18 protein-coding genes are annotated in these 21718 nt (G+C 64.8%); 5 read left to right on the top strand and 13 right to left on the bottom strand.

Annotation, left to right across the window (positions count from 1 at the left end; translation table 11 throughout):
- Nucleotides 1–15 precede the first annotated feature (15 nt).
- From JNC62_RS17915 to recO, 9 genes are all read right to left on the bottom strand, one after another.
- Nucleotides 16–528, bottom strand: a complete 513-nt coding sequence (locus JNC62_RS17915) for a superoxide dismutase family protein (RefSeq protein ID WP_374840408.1) — start codon at nucleotides 526–528, stop codon at nucleotides 16–18.
- A gap of 90 nt (nucleotides 529–618) precedes the next feature.
- On the bottom strand, nucleotides 619–1524 hold the full coding sequence (gene nadC, locus JNC62_RS17910; protein ID WP_374840405.1) for a carboxylating nicotinate-nucleotide diphosphorylase: 906 nt from the start codon (nucleotides 1522–1524) through the stop codon (nucleotides 619–621).
- 43 nt (nucleotides 1525–1567) lie between these two features.
- On the bottom strand, nucleotides 1568–3166 hold the full coding sequence (locus tag JNC62_RS17905; RefSeq protein WP_374840402.1) for an L-aspartate oxidase: 1599 nt from the start codon (nucleotides 3164–3166) through the stop codon (nucleotides 1568–1570).
- A gap of 54 nt (nucleotides 3167–3220) precedes the next feature.
- Nucleotides 3221–4294 (bottom strand): quinolinate synthase NadA, encoded by a 1074-nt coding sequence (nadA, locus tag JNC62_RS17900; protein WP_374840399.1) that lies wholly within the window; start codon nucleotides 4292–4294, stop codon nucleotides 3221–3223.
- 158 nt (nucleotides 4295–4452) lie between these two features.
- Entirely contained in the window at nucleotides 4453–5688 is a 1236-nt protein-coding gene (locus tag JNC62_RS17895; RefSeq protein ID WP_374840397.1) for an MFS transporter, read from the bottom strand.
- 122 nt (nucleotides 5689–5810) lie between these two features.
- On the bottom strand, nucleotides 5811–6656 hold the full coding sequence (locus tag JNC62_RS17890; protein WP_374840574.1) for an MOSC domain-containing protein: 846 nt from the start codon (nucleotides 6654–6656) through the stop codon (nucleotides 5811–5813).
- A 106-nt stretch (nucleotides 6657–6762) separates the two neighbouring features.
- Entirely contained in the window at nucleotides 6763–7860 is a 1098-nt protein-coding gene (locus JNC62_RS17885; protein WP_374840394.1) for an acyltransferase family protein, read from the bottom strand.
- A gap of 87 nt (nucleotides 7861–7947) precedes the next feature.
- Nucleotides 7948–10800 carry a DUF2339 domain-containing protein gene (locus JNC62_RS17880; protein WP_374840393.1) on the bottom strand — a complete coding sequence of 951 codons (2853 nt, stop codon included), beginning with the start codon at nucleotides 10798–10800 and terminating at the stop codon, nucleotides 7948–7950.
- A gap of 79 nt (nucleotides 10801–10879) precedes the next feature.
- Nucleotides 10880–11635 (bottom strand): DNA repair protein RecO, encoded by a 756-nt coding sequence (gene recO, locus JNC62_RS17875; protein ID WP_374840391.1) that lies wholly within the window; start codon nucleotides 11633–11635, stop codon nucleotides 10880–10882.
- A gap of 204 nt (nucleotides 11636–11839) precedes the next feature.
- On the opposite strand from recO, the gene JNC62_RS17870 reads away from it, so the two are divergent.
- Entirely contained in the window at nucleotides 11840–12583 is a 744-nt protein-coding gene (locus JNC62_RS17870; RefSeq protein WP_374840389.1) for a L,D-transpeptidase, read from the top strand.
- Nucleotides 12584–12649: 66 nt separating this feature from the next.
- On the opposite strand, the gene JNC62_RS17865 is transcribed toward JNC62_RS17870, so the two are convergent.
- On the bottom strand, nucleotides 12650–13138 hold the full coding sequence (locus JNC62_RS17865) for an SRPBCC domain-containing protein (protein ID WP_374840387.1): 489 nt from the start codon (nucleotides 13136–13138) through the stop codon (nucleotides 12650–12652).
- 75 nt (nucleotides 13139–13213) lie between these two features.
- Here JNC62_RS17865 and JNC62_RS17860 point away from each other — a divergent pair, with 75 nt between their 5' ends.
- A complete protein-coding gene (locus JNC62_RS17860; RefSeq protein WP_374840573.1) occupies nucleotides 13214–13537 on the top strand; it encodes an ArsR/SmtB family transcription factor in 324 nt (107 codons plus the stop codon).
- A 109-nt stretch (nucleotides 13538–13646) separates the two neighbouring features.
- Here JNC62_RS17860 and JNC62_RS17855 read toward each other — a convergent pair whose 3' ends face one another.
- Complete coding sequence (locus tag JNC62_RS17855) at nucleotides 13647–13886, bottom strand: hypothetical protein (protein ID WP_374840385.1); 240 nt, start codon at nucleotides 13884–13886, stop codon at nucleotides 13647–13649.
- 270 nt (nucleotides 13887–14156) lie between these two features.
- Here JNC62_RS17855 and JNC62_RS17850 point away from each other — a divergent pair, with 270 nt between their 5' ends.
- A complete protein-coding gene (locus JNC62_RS17850) occupies nucleotides 14157–14639 on the top strand; it encodes a methyltransferase family protein (RefSeq protein ID WP_374840383.1) in 483 nt (160 codons plus the stop codon).
- A 43-nt stretch (nucleotides 14640–14682) separates the two neighbouring features.
- Here the strand turns inward: JNC62_RS17850 and JNC62_RS17845 are convergent, their stop codons facing one another.
- Nucleotides 14683–16983, bottom strand: coding sequence for a Tex family protein (locus JNC62_RS17845; RefSeq protein WP_374840382.1), 2301 nt, complete (start codon nucleotides 16981–16983; stop codon nucleotides 14683–14685).
- Between the two features lie 335 nt (nucleotides 16984–17318).
- Between JNC62_RS17845 and JNC62_RS17840 the strand changes: the two genes are divergently transcribed.
- Together JNC62_RS17840 and JNC62_RS17835 are read left to right on the top strand one after the other, a co-directional pair.
- Nucleotides 17319–18371 (top strand): polyamine ABC transporter substrate-binding protein, encoded by a 1053-nt coding sequence (locus JNC62_RS17840; RefSeq protein WP_374840381.1) that lies wholly within the window; start codon nucleotides 17319–17321, stop codon nucleotides 18369–18371.
- A complete protein-coding gene (locus JNC62_RS17835; protein ID WP_374840379.1) occupies nucleotides 18358–20727 on the top strand; it encodes a putative bifunctional diguanylate cyclase/phosphodiesterase in 2370 nt (789 codons plus the stop codon). The genes JNC62_RS17840 and JNC62_RS17835 overlap by 14 nt, the downstream gene beginning before the upstream one ends.
- Before the next feature lie 56 nt (nucleotides 20728–20783).
- On the opposite strand, the gene era is transcribed toward JNC62_RS17835, so the two are convergent.
- The gene (era, locus tag JNC62_RS17830) at nucleotides 20784–21713 is read right to left on the bottom strand and encodes a GTPase Era (protein WP_374840377.1); all 930 of its coding nucleotides are present in this window, start codon (nucleotides 21711–21713) and stop codon (nucleotides 20784–20786) included.
- Nucleotides 21714–21718: the final 5 nt, after the last annotated feature.

The following is a 21718-nucleotide window of genomic DNA, read 5'->3' as shown; positions in this document are numbered from 1 at the left end:
GCGCGCTGCCAGCCGCTACTTTATCACCGCGCAGGCCACGCGATCACCAGCCCCGCCGGCCGGATCGGTGCGGTAGTCGTCCGACCCGGCATGGACGACAATCGCACGGCCGCGAATGCCCTTGTCCTTGTCGTCGAGCAGAACGGATGCGTCGAAAACCTGGGTCCGCAACACGCCGTCATCGCCGACATACTGGTTTGGCATGTCGCCGGCATGAGGCCCGTCCGCGGCAAGGTAACCGTGTTTCTTGCCGAGCGGATTGAAGTGGGCGCCCGCAGACTTGTATCCCGTCGCCGGATCGCAAACGCCTGTCTCGTGGACATGCAATGCAACCCACTTGCGCGGCGGCACGCCACTGAGTTCTATCTCGAACAAAACGCCGCCGTCGCTCTGGGTGAGCGTAGCCCGGCCGCTATCGGTACCGGAAATGCCGAGGAATTCGGCCGTAGCGGTATTGCTGTCTTGAGCGTAGGACGCAGGGGCTGCGAGCAGCACTGCGGCAAGCGGGACGATGGAGATACAGCGCATCGGATGTCCTTCCCAATTGCAGTGGTTTCGGTACATCAACTCACCGTGCCGGAGAGGTGTTCCCGACGCGGTCGATACTTCAGGCCGCCGTCAACTCACAACCACGTCCAGCCCGATGTCGAGCGTCGGCGCCGCCATGGTGATCTTCGAGGTGGAGATGTAGTCGACGCCGGTTTCGGCGATGGAGCGGATCGTCTTGAGGTTGACGTTGCCGGACGCCTCCAGTTTCACCCGGCGCGGGTCGCCGACATAGTCGTCATTTGTCAGGCCGGCACAATCGCAGTTGATCTCGACGGCGCGGCGCAGCAGTTCCGGTCCCATGTTGTCGAGCAGGACCACGTCGGGAGCGGCCTCCAGCGCCTCCTCTAGCTCCTCCAGCGTGGTCACTTCGACTTCGACCTTGACCAGGTGACCAGCGAATTCACGCGCGGCGCGGATGGCGCCGGCAATGCCGCCGGAAACCGCGATGTGATTGTCCTTGATGAGGATCGCGTCATCGAGCCCGTAGCGATGCGACGAGCCGCCGCCCATGCGAACGGCGTATTTTTCCAGCGCCCGCAGGCCGGGAATGGTCTTGCGGGTGCAGCAGACCCGCGCCGTGGTATGGGCGATTTCGTCGGCGAAGGCCGCGGTGTAGGTGGCGACCCCGGACAGATGCATGAGAAAATTCAGAGCGACGCGTTCAGCCGCCAGCACGCCGCGTGCCGGACCGGAAACACGGGCAAGCACGGTGTCGGGCTCGACCCGATCGCCATCCCGGACCAGGGGCTCGAAAACGATCGCAGGGTCCATCAGCCTGAACGCGGCTGCGGCGAGTTCCATGCCAACGATCACGCCGGGCTCGCGCGCGTTCAACTCCGCCTTCGCCGTCATGCCGGCTGCGACCGTTGCCTGGCTGGTGATGTCGCCGGCACGGCCGAGATCCTCGACCAGGGCGGCGCGCACCTGATCCTCGATCAGGAACGGGGAAAGAACGGGGAGGTTGGGTACTGTCATCGCTATCGTCCAATCTGCGGGCAGCTTCCCAGCCCGCCAGAGCCTATGCCGCTGCCGTTTCCGCCAGTTCGGCCACGACCTGGTCGGCATCCGCCAGCGTCATGTAGGTGCGGTGCTTCCATTCCTTCCGCTGGTCGGGGAAATCGGCGCGGAAGTGACCGCCGCGACTTTCCTCGCGCAGATAGGCACCCACCGCAATCAGCTTGGCCGTGGTGACGATGTTGTGGAAGCGCATCCGGCTGTTCTCGCGCTCGAGGGTGGCGATGGCACGGATCGCCTCCTTCAGTCCGTTGCGATCACGGATCACGCCGACCTGCGCACTCATCAGCTTGCGCAGGGCCGTCAGTGCGGGGCTGTCTTCCACTGTCACCAGATCGTCGCTTTCGCCGGCCTTCTTGCCCCAATCGCCGGTTTTCGGCTCGGGCAGCATGCCCTTGATGTTTTCGGCGATGCGGGCGGCAAAGACCACGGCTTCCAGAAGCGAGTTCGACGCCAGGCGGTTGGCGCCGTGGACACCGGTGGAGGTCACCTCGCCGGCGGCCCAGAGCCCGTCCACAGAGGTGCGACCTTCCGCATCCGTCAGCACGCCACCCATGTGGTAGTGGACTGCCGGCACGACCGGAATCGGCTGCGTCACGGGATCAATGCCGGCAGCCATGCAGGACGCATAGACGGTCGGGAACATCTCGGGAAAATGCTTGCCCACCGCCTTGGTGCAGTCGAGGAAAGCACCGCGACCGGCCTGGACCTCGGCGAAGACGCCGCGCGAGACAATGTCGCGGGGCGCAAGTTCGCCATCCGGGTGGATGTCAAGCATGAAGCGGCGGCCGGCGGAATTGACGAGTTGAGCGCCATCACCACGCAGCGCTTCCGTGGCAAGCGGCGCGGGGTCGCGGCCGATGTCGATTGCCGTCGGGTGGAACTGGACGAACTCCGGATCGGCAATGATGGCGCCGGCGCGGGCGGCCATGCCCACACCTTGGCCGCAGGCCTCCCATGGATTGGTCGTCACCGCATAGAGATGGCCGACGCCGCCGGAGCAGAGCACGACGGCGCGGGCGGGAAAATGCACGCGGTTCTTCGACTGGCCGGCGTCAGGCCGGGCGATCACGCCGGAGACGAAGCGCCCTTCCCGCACCAGTTCTTCGACCACATAGCCTTCCAGCACCCGGATCGACGGCGTCTTGCGAACAGCGGCGATCAGCGCCTCCATGATCGCCTTGCCGGCCATGTCGCCGCGCACGCGCACGATACGCCGCTCAGAATGGGCCGCCTCGCGCGACAGGAGCAGCTTGCCCTCGAGATCGCGATCGAACGGAACACCGTATTCGAGCAGGTCATGGATGCGCGCCGGCCCTTCGGAAACCATGAAGCGCGCCATTTTCTCGTCGACGATGCCGGCACCCGCTTCGATCGTGTCGGCGACGTGCTTGTCGAAGGTATCGCCCGCGCTCATCGCCGCGGCGATGCCGCCCTGCGCCCAGGCCGACGAGGCGCCCTGGCCAATCGGTGCGGCGGCGAGGATCGTCACCGGCCGCGGGCTCAGCTTCAGCGCGCAAAACAGCCCGGCCAGCCCGCCGCCGACGATGACGATGTCGTCGATGGCGTTCCAGGACTGCGGACGAAAACTGTCGATCGGCATTCCACACTCCTCCGGCTACCGCATATTCCCTCCCCGCGACGAGAAGGGCCAGCCCTACTGCTTCAAATTCACCATCCGCTCGACGGCAAGGCGTGCACGATCGGCAATCGCCGGGTCGATCACCACCTCTTCCGTCATGTTCACCAGGCTGTCGAGAATTTTCGGCAGCGTGATGCGCTTCATGTGCGGGCAAAGGTTGCACGGCTTGATGAAATCGACGTCCTTCACCTCGGCCTGGATGTTGGAGGCCATCGAGCATTCGGTGACGAGCAGAACGCGCGGCGGCCGCTTGTCCTTGACGTAGTTGATCATGCCCGAGGTGGAGCCGGAGAAATCGCAGACGGCGATCACGTCGGGATGGCATTCCGGATGGCCGATGATCTCGATCGAGGGATCGGCTTCCTTGTAGGCAAGGAGTTCGGCCGGCGTGAAGCGCTCGTGCACCTCGCAATGGCCCTTCCAGGTCAGGATCTTCTTGTTCGTCTGCTTGGCGACGTTCATCGCCAGGTACTCGTCGGGAATGCAAAGAACCGTATCGCTCTCCAGGCTTTCCACGACGGCAAGAACGTTGGAGGAGGTGCAGCAGATGTCGGTCTCCGCCTTCACCTCGGCAGAGGTGTTGACATAGGTGACGACAGGCACGCCGGGATAGCGCTCCTTCAGCAGCCGCACGTCGCCGCCGGTGATCGATTCCGAAAGCGAACAGCCGGCACGAAGATCGGGAATGAGGACCGTTTTCTCCGGGTTGAGCAGCTTCGACGTCTCGGCCATGAAGTGCACGCCGCACTGGACGATGATCTCCGCGTCCACTTTCGTCGCGTCGCGGGCGATCTGCAGCGAGTCACCGACGATATCCGCGACGCAATGGAAGATCTCGGGCGTCTGGTAGTTGTGCGCGACGATAACCGCGCCGCGCTCCTTTTTCAGCCGGTTGATGGCGTGGACGTAAGGGGCGTAGACCGGCCACTCGATCGCCGGAATGAATTGCTTGACCCGCTCGTACAGTTGCTCGGTCTCGCGAGCGATTTCGGGGGTGAAGGAGAGATCCGGCATCGCAAGAACGCCGAAGCGCTCGGCAGCGCTGCGCGGCGTGGTCCTGCCGACACTTGAGGCAGCGGTTTGGGTCATACCCCCTCCCTTTCCACCGCCTCTCGGGCGGCGGCTGTTTTGCTCACATTGAGCATAAATGGCATCCAACAAAACCGGCAGAGCCGGCCCGGCTGATTTAGAAATTTTTGTGACGCTTCGCAAGGGAGCGCCCGCCATTTCCGGCGGGCAAATTTGTCTCAGGCCATCGCCGGACGACGAACGGCCTGTTCGCGGATCGGCCAGTGCACGATCGCCGCAAAGACGCCCAGCGCTACGCCGAACCACCAGACCGGATCGTAGGTGCCGAAGTGGTCGTAGAGGTAGCCGCCCATCCAGACGCCGAGGAACGAGCCGATCTGGTGCGACAGGAACACGACGCCGCCGAGGAGACCAAGGTGACGCGTGCCGAACATGATCGCCACCAGCGCGTTCGTCGGCGGCACCGTCGAGAGCCACAACAGCCCCATGACGATCGCAAACAGGATGACCGACAGCGGCGTCTGCGGCAGCAGAATGAAGGCTGCGACGGCGACCGAACGGGCGAGATAGATCAGCGCCAGAAAATAGGGCTTGGAATAGCGCTGGCTGATCACGCCGGAGGCGAGCGATCCGATGATGTTGAAGAAGCCGATCAACGCCAGCGCGATCACCGCATAGCGCGCGTCGATGCCGATATCGCCGATATAGGCGGGGAAGTGCGCAGTGATGAAGGCCACCTGGTAACCGCAGACGAAGAAGCCGGAGACGAGCAGGAGATAACTCTTGTGGCCGAGCGCCTCCTTGAGCGCCTCCCCGATCGATTGCTTGTACTCCGCTTCCTTCTGCGTGCCGGAGGACGAGTTGCCCCGGAGCGGCATCGCAAACATCGGGACGAGGAGCATCAGCACGCCGAGGATGATGAGGCTATCCGACCAGCCATAGGCCGAAATCAGCCCCTGGGTCAGCGGTGCGAACAGGAACATGCCGGCGGAACCGGCGGCCGTCGCGATACCGAAGGCCATCGGACGCTGCGCCGGCGTGACGTTGCGCGCGAAGGCGGAAAGCACCACGCCAAAGGACCCGGCCGCCACGCCGAGACCGACGAGGACGCCGCCGCCGATGTGCAGCGTCAGGGGCGAGCCGCCCAGCGACATCAGAAACAGGCCCGACGCGTAGAGAATGCCTGAGAGCGCCAGCACGCGCCACGTGCCGAAGCGGTCGGCAATCGCGCCGAAGAAGGGCTGACCGAGCCCCCAGAAGAGATTCTGGAAGGCCATCGCCAGACCAAAGGTCGTCCGGTCCCAGCCGGTCTCCTGCAGCATGGGAAGCTGGAAGAACCCCATGGCGGACCGCGGGCCGAAGGTGAGCAGGGCAATGATGCAGCCCGCGCCGATGATAAGCCATGGCATTTGCGAGCGGCTGGCCGCGGCGACTGTGGAGGTAGGAGCAGACATAGGAATCTCCGGATGTACGGGCGGCAAAAATAGCGGCGACGAACCATCCAAAAAAGTGAATTAAATTGAGCCGGTCATCAGCGAATCTGATGCTGCTCGCAAGGCCGACCGGCGAACCGCATTCAGCCACGAACTTTCATCGGCCAGCGCCCGGCGCGCCGGCTGATCACGATGACCGTGTCCCCAACCCGCAGCGTCCCCTCCCCGCGCGGCACGGCATTCCAGCCGAACAGCACGCCGGCGACGCGACGGTCGGCCGACATGCGCTTTTCGGCAAGCCCCTGGATCGGGTTGCCGCCGATGCGATCGCCGGTCATCTGGTCCTGCGTGGTCATGATGCAGCGGGAGCAGGGCTTGACGAGATCGAAGACGACGCCGCCGATCTCGACCGCCTCCCACAGATCCTCGTCCCAGGCCTCTTCGTGTTCGATCAGGATGTTGGTGCGGAAGCGGTCTATGCCGACCGGTTCCTGGCCCTGGTCGACAAGCGTGCGATTGAGGTCGGCGAGCGAGCCGGTGGTGGTGATGAGGATCGGAAAGCCGTCGGCAAACCCGACCGGCGCCGGCCGGCCGGCCCACGTCTCCCCCTCGTAGCGGCTTGCCTGCGCATCCATGTGGACGAGCCGCACATCGCGACCGAGCCACTCCGAGAGCGCCCGGTTGGCGGCCTCGTCGGCAAGGGCCGCATCGACGGAACTGTCCCAGACCGTGACCTGCAGCCGGCGCGCGGGATCAAAGCCGGGCACGATCTCCCGACCCTGCAGGACGAGGCGGATCGTGCCGTCCAGCGGATAGGCTTCCACCCGCGCGAGAAGCTGCAGCTCCCGTTGCGTGATGAAGCGGCCGTCCGGATCGGTCACCATGAAGCGCCGGTCGTCGGCGAAACCGTCACGGCGCACCGAAACTTCGGACTTGGCGATGGCGCGCCCGCTCTTCAGCGGGTGGATGTTGAGGCCGGAGATCTTCATTTCCTGGGACTTCATTGCGGCATCCGATTCCATCGAGCAAGAGGTGCCGCAGTCTTAGCCGAATTGCCGCACGACAGGAACAGTCGCCAGGTGCGGAGGCAACGGGCTATCCCCGGAAGGTCGCGCCCCCGGCATCGAGGCCGCGACCGGCGTCGCGTCTGTCCATCAGAGCGATCGGCCGACGCAGCAGGGCGCGCCTGAACCGGCTGGCCCGCCAGACTTCGCCGACCCGTCGCCGGCCCGGCGCCTCGATCACATTGTAGCTGACCCAGGCGGCAAGAAGGGAGGTGACGAGCGTCAGAACGGCCAGCATCGGCAGGGGCAGCAGTGCGGCGAACGTCTGGCGCGTCAGGAACATGACGGGGACATGGAGAAGATAGAGCGAGAAGCTCGTCACGCCGAGGAAGCGCAGCGGCGCCGAAGAAAGCACGCGCGCCGTCAAGGGATGCTCGCGCGCGACCAGGGCGACGATCAGCGCCGAGGCGAAGGCCGTGGGCAGGCCCCAGAAGGGTTCCCCCGAGACCGTCACCATGTGCTTGTAGCCGAAAAAGACGACCAGAAGAATGACTGCCATGACGCCGATCGCTGCCTTCGGCGGACGATCGGACAGGGCGGCGTGAAGCCGCCCGGCAACGACGCCGAAGAGAAAATAGGGCAGCTTGGCGTGCAGCAAGATCCCCGGCCCCGGAAAATCGAGCAGGCTGACAACGGCGACCACGCCCATCAGAGCGAAGCCGATGACCTGGTGGCGGCGCGGATCGCGCAGAAAAAGCCAGATCACCGGAAAGGCGACATAGAACTGGATTTCCGGCGGCACCGACCAGAAGACGCCGCTCTTGCCAAGCAGCATCACGTGAAGAACAAAATCCAGCGGACCCGCAATGGGCTGGGGATAGCCGAGCTTCGCCACCAGCGACAGAAACCCGACGAGGCAAACGGCAGCGAGGTAGACGGGGTAGATCCGGGCGAAGCGGCTGACGAGAAAGTCGCCCACGCTCTCGCGTGTCACCGAACGGCCACCGTAGAGATAGGCCATCAGGAAGCCGCTCAAGGCGAAGAATATGCCGACCGCCTCGGTGCCGATGTCGAAATAGGGAAGCGGCCCGAATTCGGGAAAGATCAGCGTGATGTGCGACACGAGCACGATGGCCGCCGCGAGTCCGCGCAGCCCGTCAAGGCTTCCGATGTGACCTGGCCCGTTCATCCTGCCCGCCGCCTGCCCTGTTTCTGGAATCAGGGCGGGCACAGCATGGATCATCACCGGTTTATGGCGGGTTAAGCCGATGTGCCATCACGCGCCCGGCGGCGCGGTGGTTGCGCGCTCCCCGTCCCGTCTGGACAGGATCTTCTGATAGAACAGACCAATGCCGATCAGCACCGCACCGAGGCCGATGAACGACAGGGCACGCAGGATGCCTTCGAGATTGGCCATGTCGAAGAGGAAGACCTTGATCACGGCGATCAGCACCAGCGCCGCCGATGCAAGGCGGATGCTCTTGGCGTCGAAGCGCGAGCCGAGCGCCAGAAGCGCCACTCCGAGCAACAGCCAGACGACGGAATAGGTGTAGGTCTCGCCCGGCAGGAACCCCTTCCAGTCGGCAATGCCCTCGCCGTGCCAATAGCGACGGACAGACAGCGAAAGCCAGGCGAAGACGAGTGCTGCGCCAGTCATCGCCAGCAGCAAGACATAGGGCGCCGGCCGCGTTGCGCGGGCGTACCAGGCAAGTCCGGCAAAGGCGATGCCCGGCAACAGGTAGCCGACGAGCAGCAGATTGAAGAACGGCCAGCGACCGGTGAGTTCGCCGGTGAAATAGGGGTTGAGCGCGACGAAGTGCGCCGACAGGATCGCCAGCATCGAAAGGCCGCCGGCCACCATCGAGCCGTAGCGGAAGACCGGGCTTGGCGATTTCAGGTCCAGCGTCATGAAGACGGCCGAGGCGCCGGCGGCAAGCAGCGTATAGATCGACTGCTCGCCGAGCGTGGGCATGGCGCTGTCGAGCACGCCGCCATTCATTGCGTGGCGGACGAGAATGGCGACCGCCAGCAGGACGAACAGGCTCGCCAGCGCCTGCAGGAGATTGCGCACCCGCGCGTGCGGCCAGTCGCGCAGTTCGTAGGCGGCAATCGCAAGCAGCAGAGCGGGCACGCCGTAGCCGGCGAGAAGCTGGTTGAACAGCGGCGTCGTCGACAGGTTGGCAGCCCCCACGACCGTCGGCTCCCAGGCGATGCGGACGGCCACGACAAGGGCGGCGCCCACCATCATCCATGGCAGTGCCGGCCAGGGACGAAGCCGCGTCGCAAAAACCAGGGCGAGACCGAGGAAGGCTGTGAGCAGCGTCGTCGCAAGGCCATCGGTCAGGGCGAAAAGCGCCAGCACGAGAAAAGCGAAGCCGCCGGCCACGAGCGCCCCCTGCGGGACCGGGGCGGTTTCCCGGGTCGAATGCCTGCGGGAAAAGATGTCCGCCCCAACAATGCAAGCCACGCCGAGCAACAGGGCAAAAAGCCCGTGCTTGAGGTCGAACGACAGATTGCCGAAGGCGAGAAAGCTGACCGTCGCGATGGCAACCGGAAAAAGGGCGATCAGCACGCCCCAGAGGGCCGCATAAGCCGGCATCCTCTCCTTCCACAGCCACAGCGCCGCGGCACCGATCGCCGCGAAGCCGGCGGCAAGCAGCAGAACGAGGTCGACCGGTTGCGAAGCTGCGGCTTCGAACGCCAGCGACCGGTCCAGCACGCCAAAGGCAAGGCCGGCAAAACCGGCAACGGCCATCGCGCCGGACAGGGCGCACAGAGCGCTCAGCACTGCCGGATAGAACGCCCAGGAACGCACCGCGCCGACTGCCGCCAGCGCGAGGACAAGCGCAACGAACCCCGCCGCCGACGAAGCGGGCAAAGGATAGAGAAAGGCGAGGATGATCGCCGGAACGACGACTGCCAGCGCCGCGCTGAGAGATGCCGGCCACCAGGCCGGAACCAGCCACTGCTGCCATCGCGCGGCAATGGGGTTCGCTGCCGGGGCGATCGGTGTGGCGGCGGCGAGGAGCGCCTCGCCCGGGGGGCTCCCTGAAACATCCGCTCCGCCACCGGAACCCGGCCAGACGATCGCGATCCCCGCCAGCATGACGCCAAGCGCCAGCGTCAAGGGCATTGTCGCCAGCGGTTCCGCGGCGGCGAGATAGAGGATCGCCCACAGGCCGAGACCCGCATTGGCGAGCGTCGGAACGGTCTGCCAGCGGCGCAGGCGCGACGCGGCGACCGTCGCCAGCCAGGTCAATGCCAGATAACCGAATAACCGCCAGGGATCGGGCTCGGGCACCGCCACCAAAAGCGGCGTCGCCATCGAGGCGAGCAGGCCGAGACCGGCAAGCGCCTGGCCGTGCAGCAGCGAGAGCGCGATCGTGGCAAAGGCGATCGCGGCAAGAAGCAGGAACGCGACCGGCGCGCCGAAATACGCATAGAAACCGTGGGCGGCATAGGTGACGCCGAAAAGAGTGAGTGCACCGGCGGCAGTCAGAATGCCGGGGATCATGGCGCTCTGGAAGGCGTTGGCGATCAATGGCTGAGTGCGCCGGCGGATGAACTCGGCGGCGGCAATCAGCGCCAGACCGAACAGGGCGGCGAGCGCCAGGCGCACGGCCGGGCTGAGCAGGCCGCTCTCGATTGCATACTTCACCATGAAGATGCCGCCGAGTGCGAGCGCCAGCCCGCCGACCCAGACGGCCCAGCGCGCGCCGATGCGGCTTTCAAGGCTTTCGCGCCCCGCCGTCTCCGAGGCAAGGCCGTCGGTGCCATCAGCCATTGTTGGGCGGCTAGCGCCTGCAATGGCAACATCTCCCGCCTGCATCGAGGCGTGTCCGGGTTTCGGCAACGGCGCCCCGCGCGACTCGCCTGCCCGCACCCATGGGCTTGGAACCGGTGCTTCAGCCTCTTTCAGTATGCCGTCTTCAGTTAGGCCGCCATGCGCCGCTTCGCCCGTTCCGGCGCGAGCTTGAGATGCCGTCGACATGGCGCCGCCGGCCTTGATCGCCTCGATCTCCTGCCGCAGTTTCTGAATCTCTTCCGTGAGTTTCGCCGCGTTCTTGCGAGTCTTGTTCATCACGGTGACCGCAAGCACGATGGCGACCAGCGCCAGAATGTCCGCCATTGTTACTCCGTTGTCCGGGGCCCCTGCCGCCGGTTACGCCCAGATGGGTTTCGACATTCATCCAGATGGGTTTCGACATTCATTCGGTTATCGCCGAGGAGGGAGCGGAGGCAAGCGCCTTCAACGTCGCCTGGACAAAACCGTCGCGGGCACTGGAAAGCTGCAGGCCGCGCGGTTCGCAAACATGCCGGTTGAGGAAAAAGGCGGTCAGCCGAAACCCGTCGGACAAGGCCTGCCGGTCGGCCGCCGTGCTGGCCTGCCTTGCCAGAAAGGCCGGCAGCGCCAGCATCTTGTCGGCCCACGGCGCACCGGCATCGCGGCTGACGGCACGACCGGATTTTGGCGAAACGAAAACCAGTTCCTCGGCCGCACCGGTCGCGGCGCATCGGGCGAGGTCGAGACCGAAGCCAAGATCCTCGAGCACCGCCAGCTCGAAGCGGACGAAAAGCTCGCCCGCATCCCTCGGATCCTCCAGATGCTCCAGGATCACGCCAAGCATATCGTAGAGATGGGCGTGCGGATCGCGTTCAGGCAGGAAGCGCAGGAGTGCTGCCATGGCCTGCACGCCGTAGACGGCGACCGCCGTCTCCATCAGGCGGCCGGCGCGCAGTTGCAGCGGCTCGATGCGGAACTCGCCGAGATGCTCGTCAAGCCGCGCCCGCCAGGTCACCGCCACCGAATTGCCGGGCTGGAGCACCGGCTGCATCGTCCGCGTGCGGCCGGAGCGGACGACGCCGAGGTGACGCCCGTGCGCACGCGTCATCATTTCGGCGATCACCGATGTCTCGCCGTGACGGCGCACGCCCAGCACGATGGCCTCGTCACTCCATTGCATGGCAAAGCCTTACGCCCGGCCGGCGGCAGGGGCAAGCGCGGAAGGCTGTGGATGGCTGCGGCCGCGCGCCGCCAATGCGTGACCTTTCAGCCACACCGGGCCACCGGGGAACCCCCTGCCGCATTTTTGCTTCGTTCTTGCCGCGCCATCGTCAGAATTGGCTTTAGAAGAGGCGGCAGGAAAAAAGACAACAGGTTAATCATTATGTGTGTGTCCGCCAGTCGTGCAGCCGTTTGGGCGCGTCCCCTCGCCCTCCTCCTGTTTTGCTTCGCGCTTGCGGGCTGCGTCACCACCAAGCCGGAGAAGAAGGGACCCCATCCCATGCATCTGGCGATGTACGGGCCGCTGCCGGAGGAAAAGTTTCCGCTTCCGGCGATGGACATCTCCGGCGTCGATCCGAAATATTTCCGCCAGCAGGTCGCCTATCCGACCACCGAGTTGCCCGGCACGATCGTCATCGATACCCAGAACCGCTTCCTCTATCTCGTGCAGGAGAACGGCATGGCGATGCGCTACGGCATCGGCGTCGGCAAGGCCGGGCTGGAGTTCGAGGGAACGGCGCGGATCGGGCGCAAGGCGGAATGGCCACGCTGGACGCCGACGCAGAACATGATCAAGCGGGAACCGGAGCGCAACGCCAAGTGGGCCGGCGGCATGGAGCCCGGCCCCACCAATCCGCTCGGACCGCGGTCGCTCTATCTCTTCGAAGGCGGCAAGGACACGCTGTTCCGCATCCATGGCACCTCCGAGCCTTGGTCGATCGGAAAAGCGGTTTCAAGCGGTTGCATCCGTCTGTTCAACCAGGACATCATCGACCTGTACGGCCGTGTGCCGGTCGGTTCCCGTGTCGTCGTCCAACAGCACCAGGCGCCGATGGACGTGCCGCCCGGCGGAATGCCGGTCGCCGATGCCGCGACCGGTTACAGCACGGCGCCCGCCGCGCTGTAACCGCCGACGTGACCCGACGCGCACGACGCGTTGGGCATCGACCGATGTCGGTTTGCGCGGGTCCGCCTAGACGAAATCCTGCTGCTCGGCCGCGACGACGCCCTTGAGTTCGCTCGGGTAATAGCCCTCGCGCAGATTGATGCCGTATTCAACATAGGCCTTCATGCAGGCGAGCATCTGCGACCAGCCCTCGCAGTTCATGTAAGAACTCTTCTGGCCGCGGGCGTTGTCGCGCCAGCCGGTCTCCGCGATCGTCACCATCGTGCCACCGTCGTCGAGCGGGACGAAACGCATCTCGACCCGCGTCATGTAGGGCGCCTCGCCCTCGTCGACCATGGCATCCCAGCGGAAGACGATCAGTGCGTTCTCCTCCACCTCGTCGACGATCACCGGCGCCATGCCCCACCAGGTGACCGTCGTGCCGGCCACGAGCGGCGCGCTCGCGCCGCCGATGGTGGTGAAATAGCCGCTCAGCTTCTGCGGATTGACCACCGCATCGAAGACCTCGGCGACCGGCTTGCCGATACGCCCGTTCACACGAAATTCCAGCGTCATGCCGTCCTCCCTCGGGGCGGAAACGCCCCTTTCGATCTTGTGTGCCGCCCATATATGTTATAAAAATATAACATGATGTCAAGTGAACCGCGCGACGACGCCGTCTTCAAGGCGCTGGCCAACGGAAAGCGCCGGCAGATGCTGGACGCGCTCAAGGACGCGCCGCAGACGACCGGCGCGCTGTGCGAGACCTTTGCCGAGATGGACCGCTGTACCGTGATGCAGCATCTGAAGGTGCTGGAGGATGCGGGACTGGTGATCGCGCGCCGCGAGGGCCGCGAGCGCTGGAACCATCTGAACGCCCTGCCGATCAAGGCGATCCACGACCGCTGGATCAGCCAGTATGCCGGCCACGCGATGAGCGTGCTCGAGGCGCTGAAGGAAGAGGTGGAGAAATAGCCCGGATCGACGGCGGCGCGCCCCATGCAGGACGCAGAGCCATCCCTCCCTTACGATGGCGGGCCGATGATCTCAGCCGCGACTTCGGGAGCCGAGCGCTAAAGCGCTGCTAGAGGGCCGACGGGCAGCGCGCGCCGTAAATCTCGCTGATGGACGGCAAAAGCGTCATCACCTCGCGCTGATGGCGCTCGTCCAGCGGCTCGACGTTCTCTTTCCAGAACGCCTCTGCCTCGGGCGGTTCGCTTTCCCAGATGCGGGTGGTGACGTGATTGTCATCGACCTTCGAGAGCCTTCGCCCGCCAAGACGGAGGTATCTTGTCGCCAGTTCGGCTGCATGTGTCTGTTCCATGACGCGCAACCTTCCGTGATCGGTGAAACCGGAGCATCGTATCACCACCAGCGGCTTGTCACTAACGGCAAATGAAGGGGGCCATTTTCCTCGGGACCTGCAATGGCGGTGAAACCTTGGCGGCGTGCCGGGCACTTGACCGCCCCTTGGCGCGGTATGCGGCGTCTGCTGCGCGGCGTGTCACACTGTCGATGGCGGCCGTTCATCGCGCCGTTGCAAGTGTGCTAGAATTTCAAGCCAGATCGTGGAAACAGATCGGATGGCGGCAGCATGAACGAGGCAAACGGGAATCTGCGCGACAGCTCGGGTGCGGTGATCCGGCCGCCGATCGCCTGGGCACTCGCGGTGATCGTCGGGCTCACGCTCAACCGGCTCTACCCGCTGCCATTCCTGGCGGCAGGCGTGCCGGCTGGCTGGTTCGGCGGCATCGTGTTCCTGGGCGGGGCCGCGCTGCTGTTCTGGGCTGCAACGACCTTCCGCCGCGCGGGAACGCAGATCCAGACGACCGAGCCAACAACAACGATCGTCGACGCGGGGCCATACCGCTATACACGCAACCCGATCTATATCGGCATGTTCCTCGGCTTGATCGGCCTCGCCGTCGCCTTCGACAGCCTCTGGCTCGTAGTCCTGCTGGTGCCGTTCTATCTCGTCATCCGCTACGGCGTCGTTGCTCGAGAAGAAGGCTATCTCGAACGCAAGTTCGGCGACGCCTATCTCGCCTACAAGACCCGCGTCCGACGTTGGCTGTAGCGTAAGTACGCCGTCAGCCCCCGGGTGTGCCGCCGAATGACCGCTACTTCCGCTTCAACGCCTCGGCCAGCGCCGCGCCGAAGGCGCCCTGGCTCGGTGTCTGCGGCTTCGGCTGCGGCATGCGATTATTGTTGCCGCGCGGTGCGTCGCGGCGCTCGCCGCGCGCAGGCTGCTCGCCGCCGCCGTCCTTGCGCATCGTCAGCCCGATGCGCTTGCGCGGCACGTCGACCTCGGTGACGCGCACCTTCACCACGTCGCCGGCCTTGACCACCTCATGCGGGTCCTTGACGAAGCGATCGGCGAGCTGGGAGACATGCACGAGGCCGTCCTGATGCACGCCGATGTCGACGAACGCGCCGAAGGCGGCGACGTTCGTCACCGTGCCCTCCAGCAGCATGCCGACCTTGAGGTCCTTGATGTCGTCGATGCCATCGGCAAAGGTTGCGGTCTTGAACTCCGGGCGCGGGTCGCGGCCGGGCTTTTCCAGTTCCGCCAGAATGTCCTTCACCGTCGGCAGGCCAAACCGCTCGTCGACGAAGAGCTGCGGATCGAGCTTCTTCAGGGCGGCGCTGTCACCCATCAGGGCGCGTACGTCGCGGCCGCAGGCGGCAACGATCTTTTTGGCAACGCCATAGGCTTCCGGATGCATCGACGAGGCATCGAGCGGCTCCTGGCCGTCCGGAATGCGAAGGAAGCCGGCGCACTGCTCGAAGGTACGCGCGCCTAGGCGGGACACCTTCAGAAGCTCCTTGCGGCTCTTGAACGGGCCGTTGGCGTCGCGATGGGCGACGATCGCCTCGGCCGAAGATTTGCCGAGGCCCGAGACGCGCGCCAGCAGCGGCGCGGAGGCCGTGTTGAGATCGACGCCGACGGCGTTCACCGCATCCTCGACCACCGCATCTAGCGAGCGCGAGAGCTTGCCCTGGTCGACGTCGTGCTGGTACTGGCCGACGCCGATCGACTTCGGCTCGATCTTCACGAGCTCGGCCAGCGGGTCCTGCAGGCGGCGGGCAATGGAGACGGCGCCGCGCAGCGACACGTCGAGGTTGGGAAACTCCGCCGCCGCGGTCTCGGAAGCCGAATACACGGAAGCGCCGGCCTCGGATACGATCACCTTGGTCGGCTTCGATCCGGGGAGCTGCGTCAGCATGTCGGCGACCAGCTTCTCCGTCTCGCGGCTGCCGGTGCCATTGCCGATGGCGATCAGCTCGACCCTGTGCTTGCGGATGAGCGAGGCGAGCTCGGCCTGGGTGCCGCGAATGTCGTTCTTCGGCGGGAACGGATAGACCGTGGTGGTCTCCAGCAGCTTGCCGGTGTTGTCGACGACGGCGACCTTGACGCCGGTGCGGATGCCCGGATCGAGACCCATGGTGGCGCGGGTGCCGGCGGGGGCGGCCAGCAGCAGGTCCTTCAGGTTGCGGGCAAAGACGCGGATCGCCTCCTCTTCGGAGCGCTCGCGCATCTCGCGCATCAGGTCGAGCGACAGCGACATGGAGAGTTTTACGCGCCAGGTCCAGCCGATCACCTCGGCGAGCCACTTGTCACCCGGCTTCGTGCCGAGCGCGTAGAAGGAGGCGATGATGCGCTCGACCGGCTTGACCGGCTCGGTGCTGTCCTGGTCGACGACGATGTCGACGGAGAGCACCTCCTCGTTCCAGCCGCGCAGCATGGCAAGCGCGCGGTGGCTCGGCACGCCCGACCAGCGCTCCGTATGGTCGAAGTAATCGGAGAACTTCGCGCCCGCCTCCTGCTTGCCCTCGACGACGCGGGAGCGCAGGTAGGCGTTGTCCTTCATGTGGTCGCGCAGCCGCTTCAGGAGATCGGCGTTCTCGGTGATCTGCTCGGCAACGATGTCGCGCGCGCCTTCGAGCGCGGCCTTGGCATCGGGCACCTCGGCGGACAGGAAACCGGCTGCGAGTTCGGTCGGCACCTTGTCGCGTTCGGCAAGAATTTGCTCGGCGAGCGGTCCGAGCCCACGCTCGCGGGCAATCTCGGCCTTGGTGCGGCGCTTCGGCTTGTAGGGAAGATAAATGTCCTCCAGTTCGGCCTTGGTGGAGACGGCGGCGATCTTGGCAGCCAGCTCGTCGGTCAGCTTCCCCTGCCCCGAGATCGACTCGAGGATGGAGGCGCGGCGCGCCTCCAGTTCGCGCAGATAGGCCAGCCGTTCGGAGAGGATGCGCAGTTGGGTGTCGTCGAGACCGCCCGTCACTTCCTTGCGGTAACGGGCGATGAAGGGCACGGTCGCCCCCTCGTCCAGCAGCCCCACTGCCGCCTGCACCTGGGCGGAGCTTGCCTTGATTTCGGCGGCGATCGTGTTGGCGATCTTCAGCGGGGTTGCAACCATCTTGCTCTCCTAATGCATCCATGCCGACAGGCCTCGGCCCCGGAGGTTCCAGGCACCCGTACCGGCGGACGGCGACCATAATGCGGCCCCCCTCCCCCGCCAACCGACACGCGGCGCGGAGTCCACAACATATCGAAGCGCGCGGCGCCCGGAAGCAACCGGTGGCCGGTTCGTTTCCATGCGATCTCGCCGCCTGCAAAGGCAAAACCGAACAACAGAATCGGCGGCGCAACACAGGCATTCGCCAGAACAGCGCAACGCAGGGTTTTCCCGTAACAATTCGTCAATTCCTGCCGCCTATCCTTCGCGAACTGGGACAGGGGGATGGGGGAGGCATGCGATCCAACTTGATTTCGGCGACGCTGTCGCTGACCGTGCTCCTGATCCCGCACGCGAGCCGCGCCGAACAGCTCCAGCTGCTGATCTGGGAGTCCTACATCGACGAGTCGATCCTGACGGACTGGACGGCGAAAACGGGCGTCGAGGTGCATCAGACCTACTATGACAGCGGCGATGCGCGCGACGAGGTGTTGTCCGATCCCAACAGCGGCGTCGATCTGGTCGTTACCGGGGAGAACGGCGCCAAGCTTTTCGGCGACCGCGGCATCCTGAGCACGCTTTCGACGGCGAAGGTCCCTTCGCTGTCGGAGTATGACCAAAGCTGGGTCAGCCGGTGTGGCGGGTATGGCGTTCCCTACCTTTGGGGAACGATGGGCATTCTTTATCGCTCCGACATGATCCCCAAAACCCCGACCTCATGGGTCGACCTGATGCAGCCGGCGGAAGCGCTCCGTGGCCATATCGCAATGTATCAGGATCACAACGAGGCATTCGTGCCGGCGCTGGTGCTGCTCGCCAAATCGATCAATGCAAATGACAACGAAACGCTCAAGCAAGCCTATCAACTGATGAAGGCCCAGGCGCCGTTCGTTCTCACCTACGACTACATCGTCACCTCGATCCAGAACCCGTTGGTGGGACCGCAGGTTCAGATGGCGTTGGGGTACAGCGGCGACCAGCACACCCTGAACCAGAAGGTCGGCAAAGGGGGCCAGTGGCACTACGCGATGCCGAAGGAAGGCACGCTTTCCTGGCTGGACTGCCTAGCGGTGACCGACCGGTCGCCGCGAAAGGACCTGGCGCTTGCTCTCCTCGACCATATCGCAAGTGCCGCCTCCGCAGCGCGCAATGCGATGGCGCTGAACATGCCGACTGCGAACCGGGAAGCGCTGGCACGCCTGCCGGAGAGCATTCGCAACGATCCTGAGATCTATCCTGCGCCGGAGATAATGGCCAAGAGCCAGTATCAGCAGGAATTGACCGTTCCGTCGGTTCAGGCCCGCCGACGCATCATCAACAGCCTGGTTCAGTTCCGTGACACTCGGTAAACGCGCTTTCACACTGATCTTCCCCGTTGTGCTGACCGGCTACGTGCTGGCCGCCTCGCTTCTTTACGTCAGCCAGAGCGCCTCGATCATGGCGCTGGAGCGGGCCCGGCTGTGGCAGCAGCTTGGTCTGCTGGGCGCCGTGTTCCAGAACGACGTGACGCAGAACAAGAGCCTGATCTATTCGATGATCGAGGGCAGCGCGATCCGCCTCTTCATCAATGAGGCGAATGCGGGTTATCGCAGCAACGCCATCGGGGTGCGGATCCAGGAAAGCATCACGTCGTTGTCCGACGATCCCACCCGCTTCGTTTCGATGGCGATCATCCGACCGCCAGGAACGATCGACTACTACTACGAAAACAGCGAAGACCCCTTTGCCGAGATTTCGGCGGCCCAACGGGAGCACGCGCGAAAGATCATCGACAGCCCGCAGCTTTCCGACTGGTCCTACATCGAGCCGGAGAAGGGCGATCCGCTCATCGTTCATTCCGAGTTTCTCGACCCACTCACGCTCAACCGTCCCGTTTCGAGTGCCAAGGCCGCATCGATCCTGCTCCAGACCGGGGTGCGCCCCCGCCCGTTCCTGGACATGAAGAAGGCGCTTGAACGGGAGTACGCCACCGCCCTCGAAATCTCGACCTACCCGTTGACGGCGCGGGGCGCGCTATCTGCGACCGTCAAGCTCGGGCCGGCGCTCCATGCGCGACTGACGCCGCCGACCGGCCATCTCGACCAAAAGCTCTTCAAGCTCAAGCTGCTGCTTGGCCTGGGCGCCATTGGTCTCAGCCTGCTGACGATCGGCATCGTTCTTGCCCTCGTGCGCCGCTACATCACCAATCCGATCGTCCGCCTGGATCGACAGCTGACCGACGTCATGTCCGGCGCACGCACCGAAATCGCCACCAGCGGCGAAACCGGCGAGATCGGCCGGCTTTCGGCGAATATGAAGCAGTTGCACGACGAAGCGGTTGAGTCCTTCGGACTGGTCCAGGCCGCCTCCTGGACCGACACGCTGACGACCATTTCCAACCGCGAACACTTCAACGTCCGCTCGACGCAGATTCTCGACGCCGCGCGCGACTCCAATGCCAGTTGCACCCTGCTTTTCATCGACGTCGACAACTTCAAGTTCGTCAACGACAAACACGGCCACAAGGTCGGCGACGAACTGCTGAAAACCCTGGCGTCTCGGATCCTGGCAATCGTGACGGCGGTGGCTGATCGGCGGGCGTTGCCGGAGGTACTCGTCGCCCGACTGTCGGGGGACGAATTCGCCATCATGGTCCAGTCCCAGCCCGGCGACGGCACGATCGACGAAATCACCACGAAGATCCTCGACCTCTTCTCCGACGGGTTCGAGATGGTCGACAAGTCCTTTCCGGTCACCGCCAGCATCGGCATTGCCGTGTTTCCCGAGGACGCGGCCAGCCTGCCGGAGCTCCTGGCCAGCGCCGATGCGGCGATGTACCAGGCCAAGGCGCAGGGCAAGAACGGCTCGGCGCGCTACTCGCGCTCCCTGCACGAAAAGCGCACGCGCCGGCGCCGGATCGAGGAAGAGCTGCGGACCGTCAATCCCGACGAGGAGATGCACCTCGTCTTCATGCCGATCGTCGACGGACACGGCAAGGTTACGGCCTGCGAGGCGTTGCTGCGCTGGAATTCACCGCTGTTGGGGCAGGTCACCCCGGACGAGTTCATCCCCATCGCCGAAACCACGGGCCTCTTCAGCAAGATCGACACCTGGGTGATCGACCGGGCGATGTCCAATTGCGGGCAGATCAAGCAGTTGTTCGGGCCGGAGACGGTGCTGTGCATCAATATCTCGTCCGCCGAACTCTACACCAAAACAATCGCTGACCGCCTCTGCGACGGCCTCGAGCGCTACGGGATCGATGCGGGTTCGATCGAAATCGAACTGACGGAAACCTTCGCCGTCAAACTCGGCGACCAGTCGCAACGCAACATCGAGACGCTGCGGGCCAAGGGGTTCCGCATCTCGATTGACGACTTCGGCGCCGGCTACACGTCCGTCCAGCAAATCATCGACTACCCCGCCGAGACGATCAAGCTCGACAGGGAGTTGGTCGAGAGCCTGACCAACGGCGTCGCCCTGGCGACGTTGCGGGCGCTGATTGCGCTCTGCCACGCACAGGACATGCAGGTCGTGGCGGAAGGGGTCGACACGACCGAGAAGATGACGCTGCTGGCCGCCGCCGGCTGCGACCTGTACCAGGGCTACCTCATCAGCCAGCCGCGTACGATCGAGGATCTCGGCATCTGGGCGATGCAGCGGCTGATGGTCCAGGCGACGGAAGCCGCCGGAAAGACCGCTGCCCGGGCTGCGAGCGGCGCATGAAGGCCGACCCGCCGCCAGCTAGGCTCAGGACCTGTTAAATCCGTTCTGAGCCCGGGCTATCGGGGGAACTCCAGCCCCATCTCACGGAAGCGCTCCGGGTCGTCGCCCCAGTTTTCGCGGACCTTGACGAACAGGAACAGGTGCACCGGCTGCTCGAGGATTTCGGACAGTTCCTTGCGAGACGCCATCGAGATTGCCTTGATCGCCTCACCGTTCTTGCCGAGCGCGATCTTCTTCTGACTGTCGCGCTCGACGTAGATCACCTGCTCGATACGGACGGAGCCGTCCTTGCGCTCCTCCCACTTCTCCGTCTCGACATGCGATGAATAGGGAAGCTCCTGATGCAGGCGCAGGAACAGCTTTTCACGGGTGATCTCGGCGGCAAGCTGGCGCATCGGCAGGTCGGAAATCTGGTCCTCGGGATAGTACCAGGGGCCTTCCGGCAGCGCCTTGGACAGATAGTCCAGCACATCCTCGCAGCCCGAGCCGTTCAGCGCCGAGATCATGAAGGTGCGCTCGAATTTTACGACCTCGTTCGCGGCCGCCGCGAGCTTCAGCAGATCCTCCGGCTTCACACGGTCAACCTTGTTCAGCACCAGGATCTTCGGCTGGTGCACGTCCTTGAGGCCCTCGAGGATCGCTTCCGCATCGCCCTTGAGGCCACGTTCGCTGTCGATCAGGAACATGATCTGGTCGGCGTCCTTCGCCCCGCCCCAGGCGGTGGTGACCATGGCGCGGTCGAGCCGGCGGCGCGGCTTGAAGATGCCGGGCGTGTCCATGAAGACAATCTGGGCGTTGTCGTGGATGGCAATGCCACGCACGATCGCCCGCGTCGTCTGGACCTTGTGACTGACGATGGACACCTTGGCGCCGACGAGACGATTGACCAGCGTCGACTTGCCGGCGTTGGTCGCACCGATCAGCGCCACGAAGCCGGACCGGGTGAGGCCGCCGGATCCGGCGGCATCGTGTTGTTGTTCTGTCATGATCG

This window comes from Mycoplana ramosa, assembly GCF_041930185.1.
Taxonomy (GTDB): Bacteria; Pseudomonadota; Alphaproteobacteria; order Rhizobiales; family Rhizobiaceae; genus Mycoplana; species Mycoplana ramosa.
This window is presented reverse-complemented; position numbering and strand designations above follow the sequence as displayed.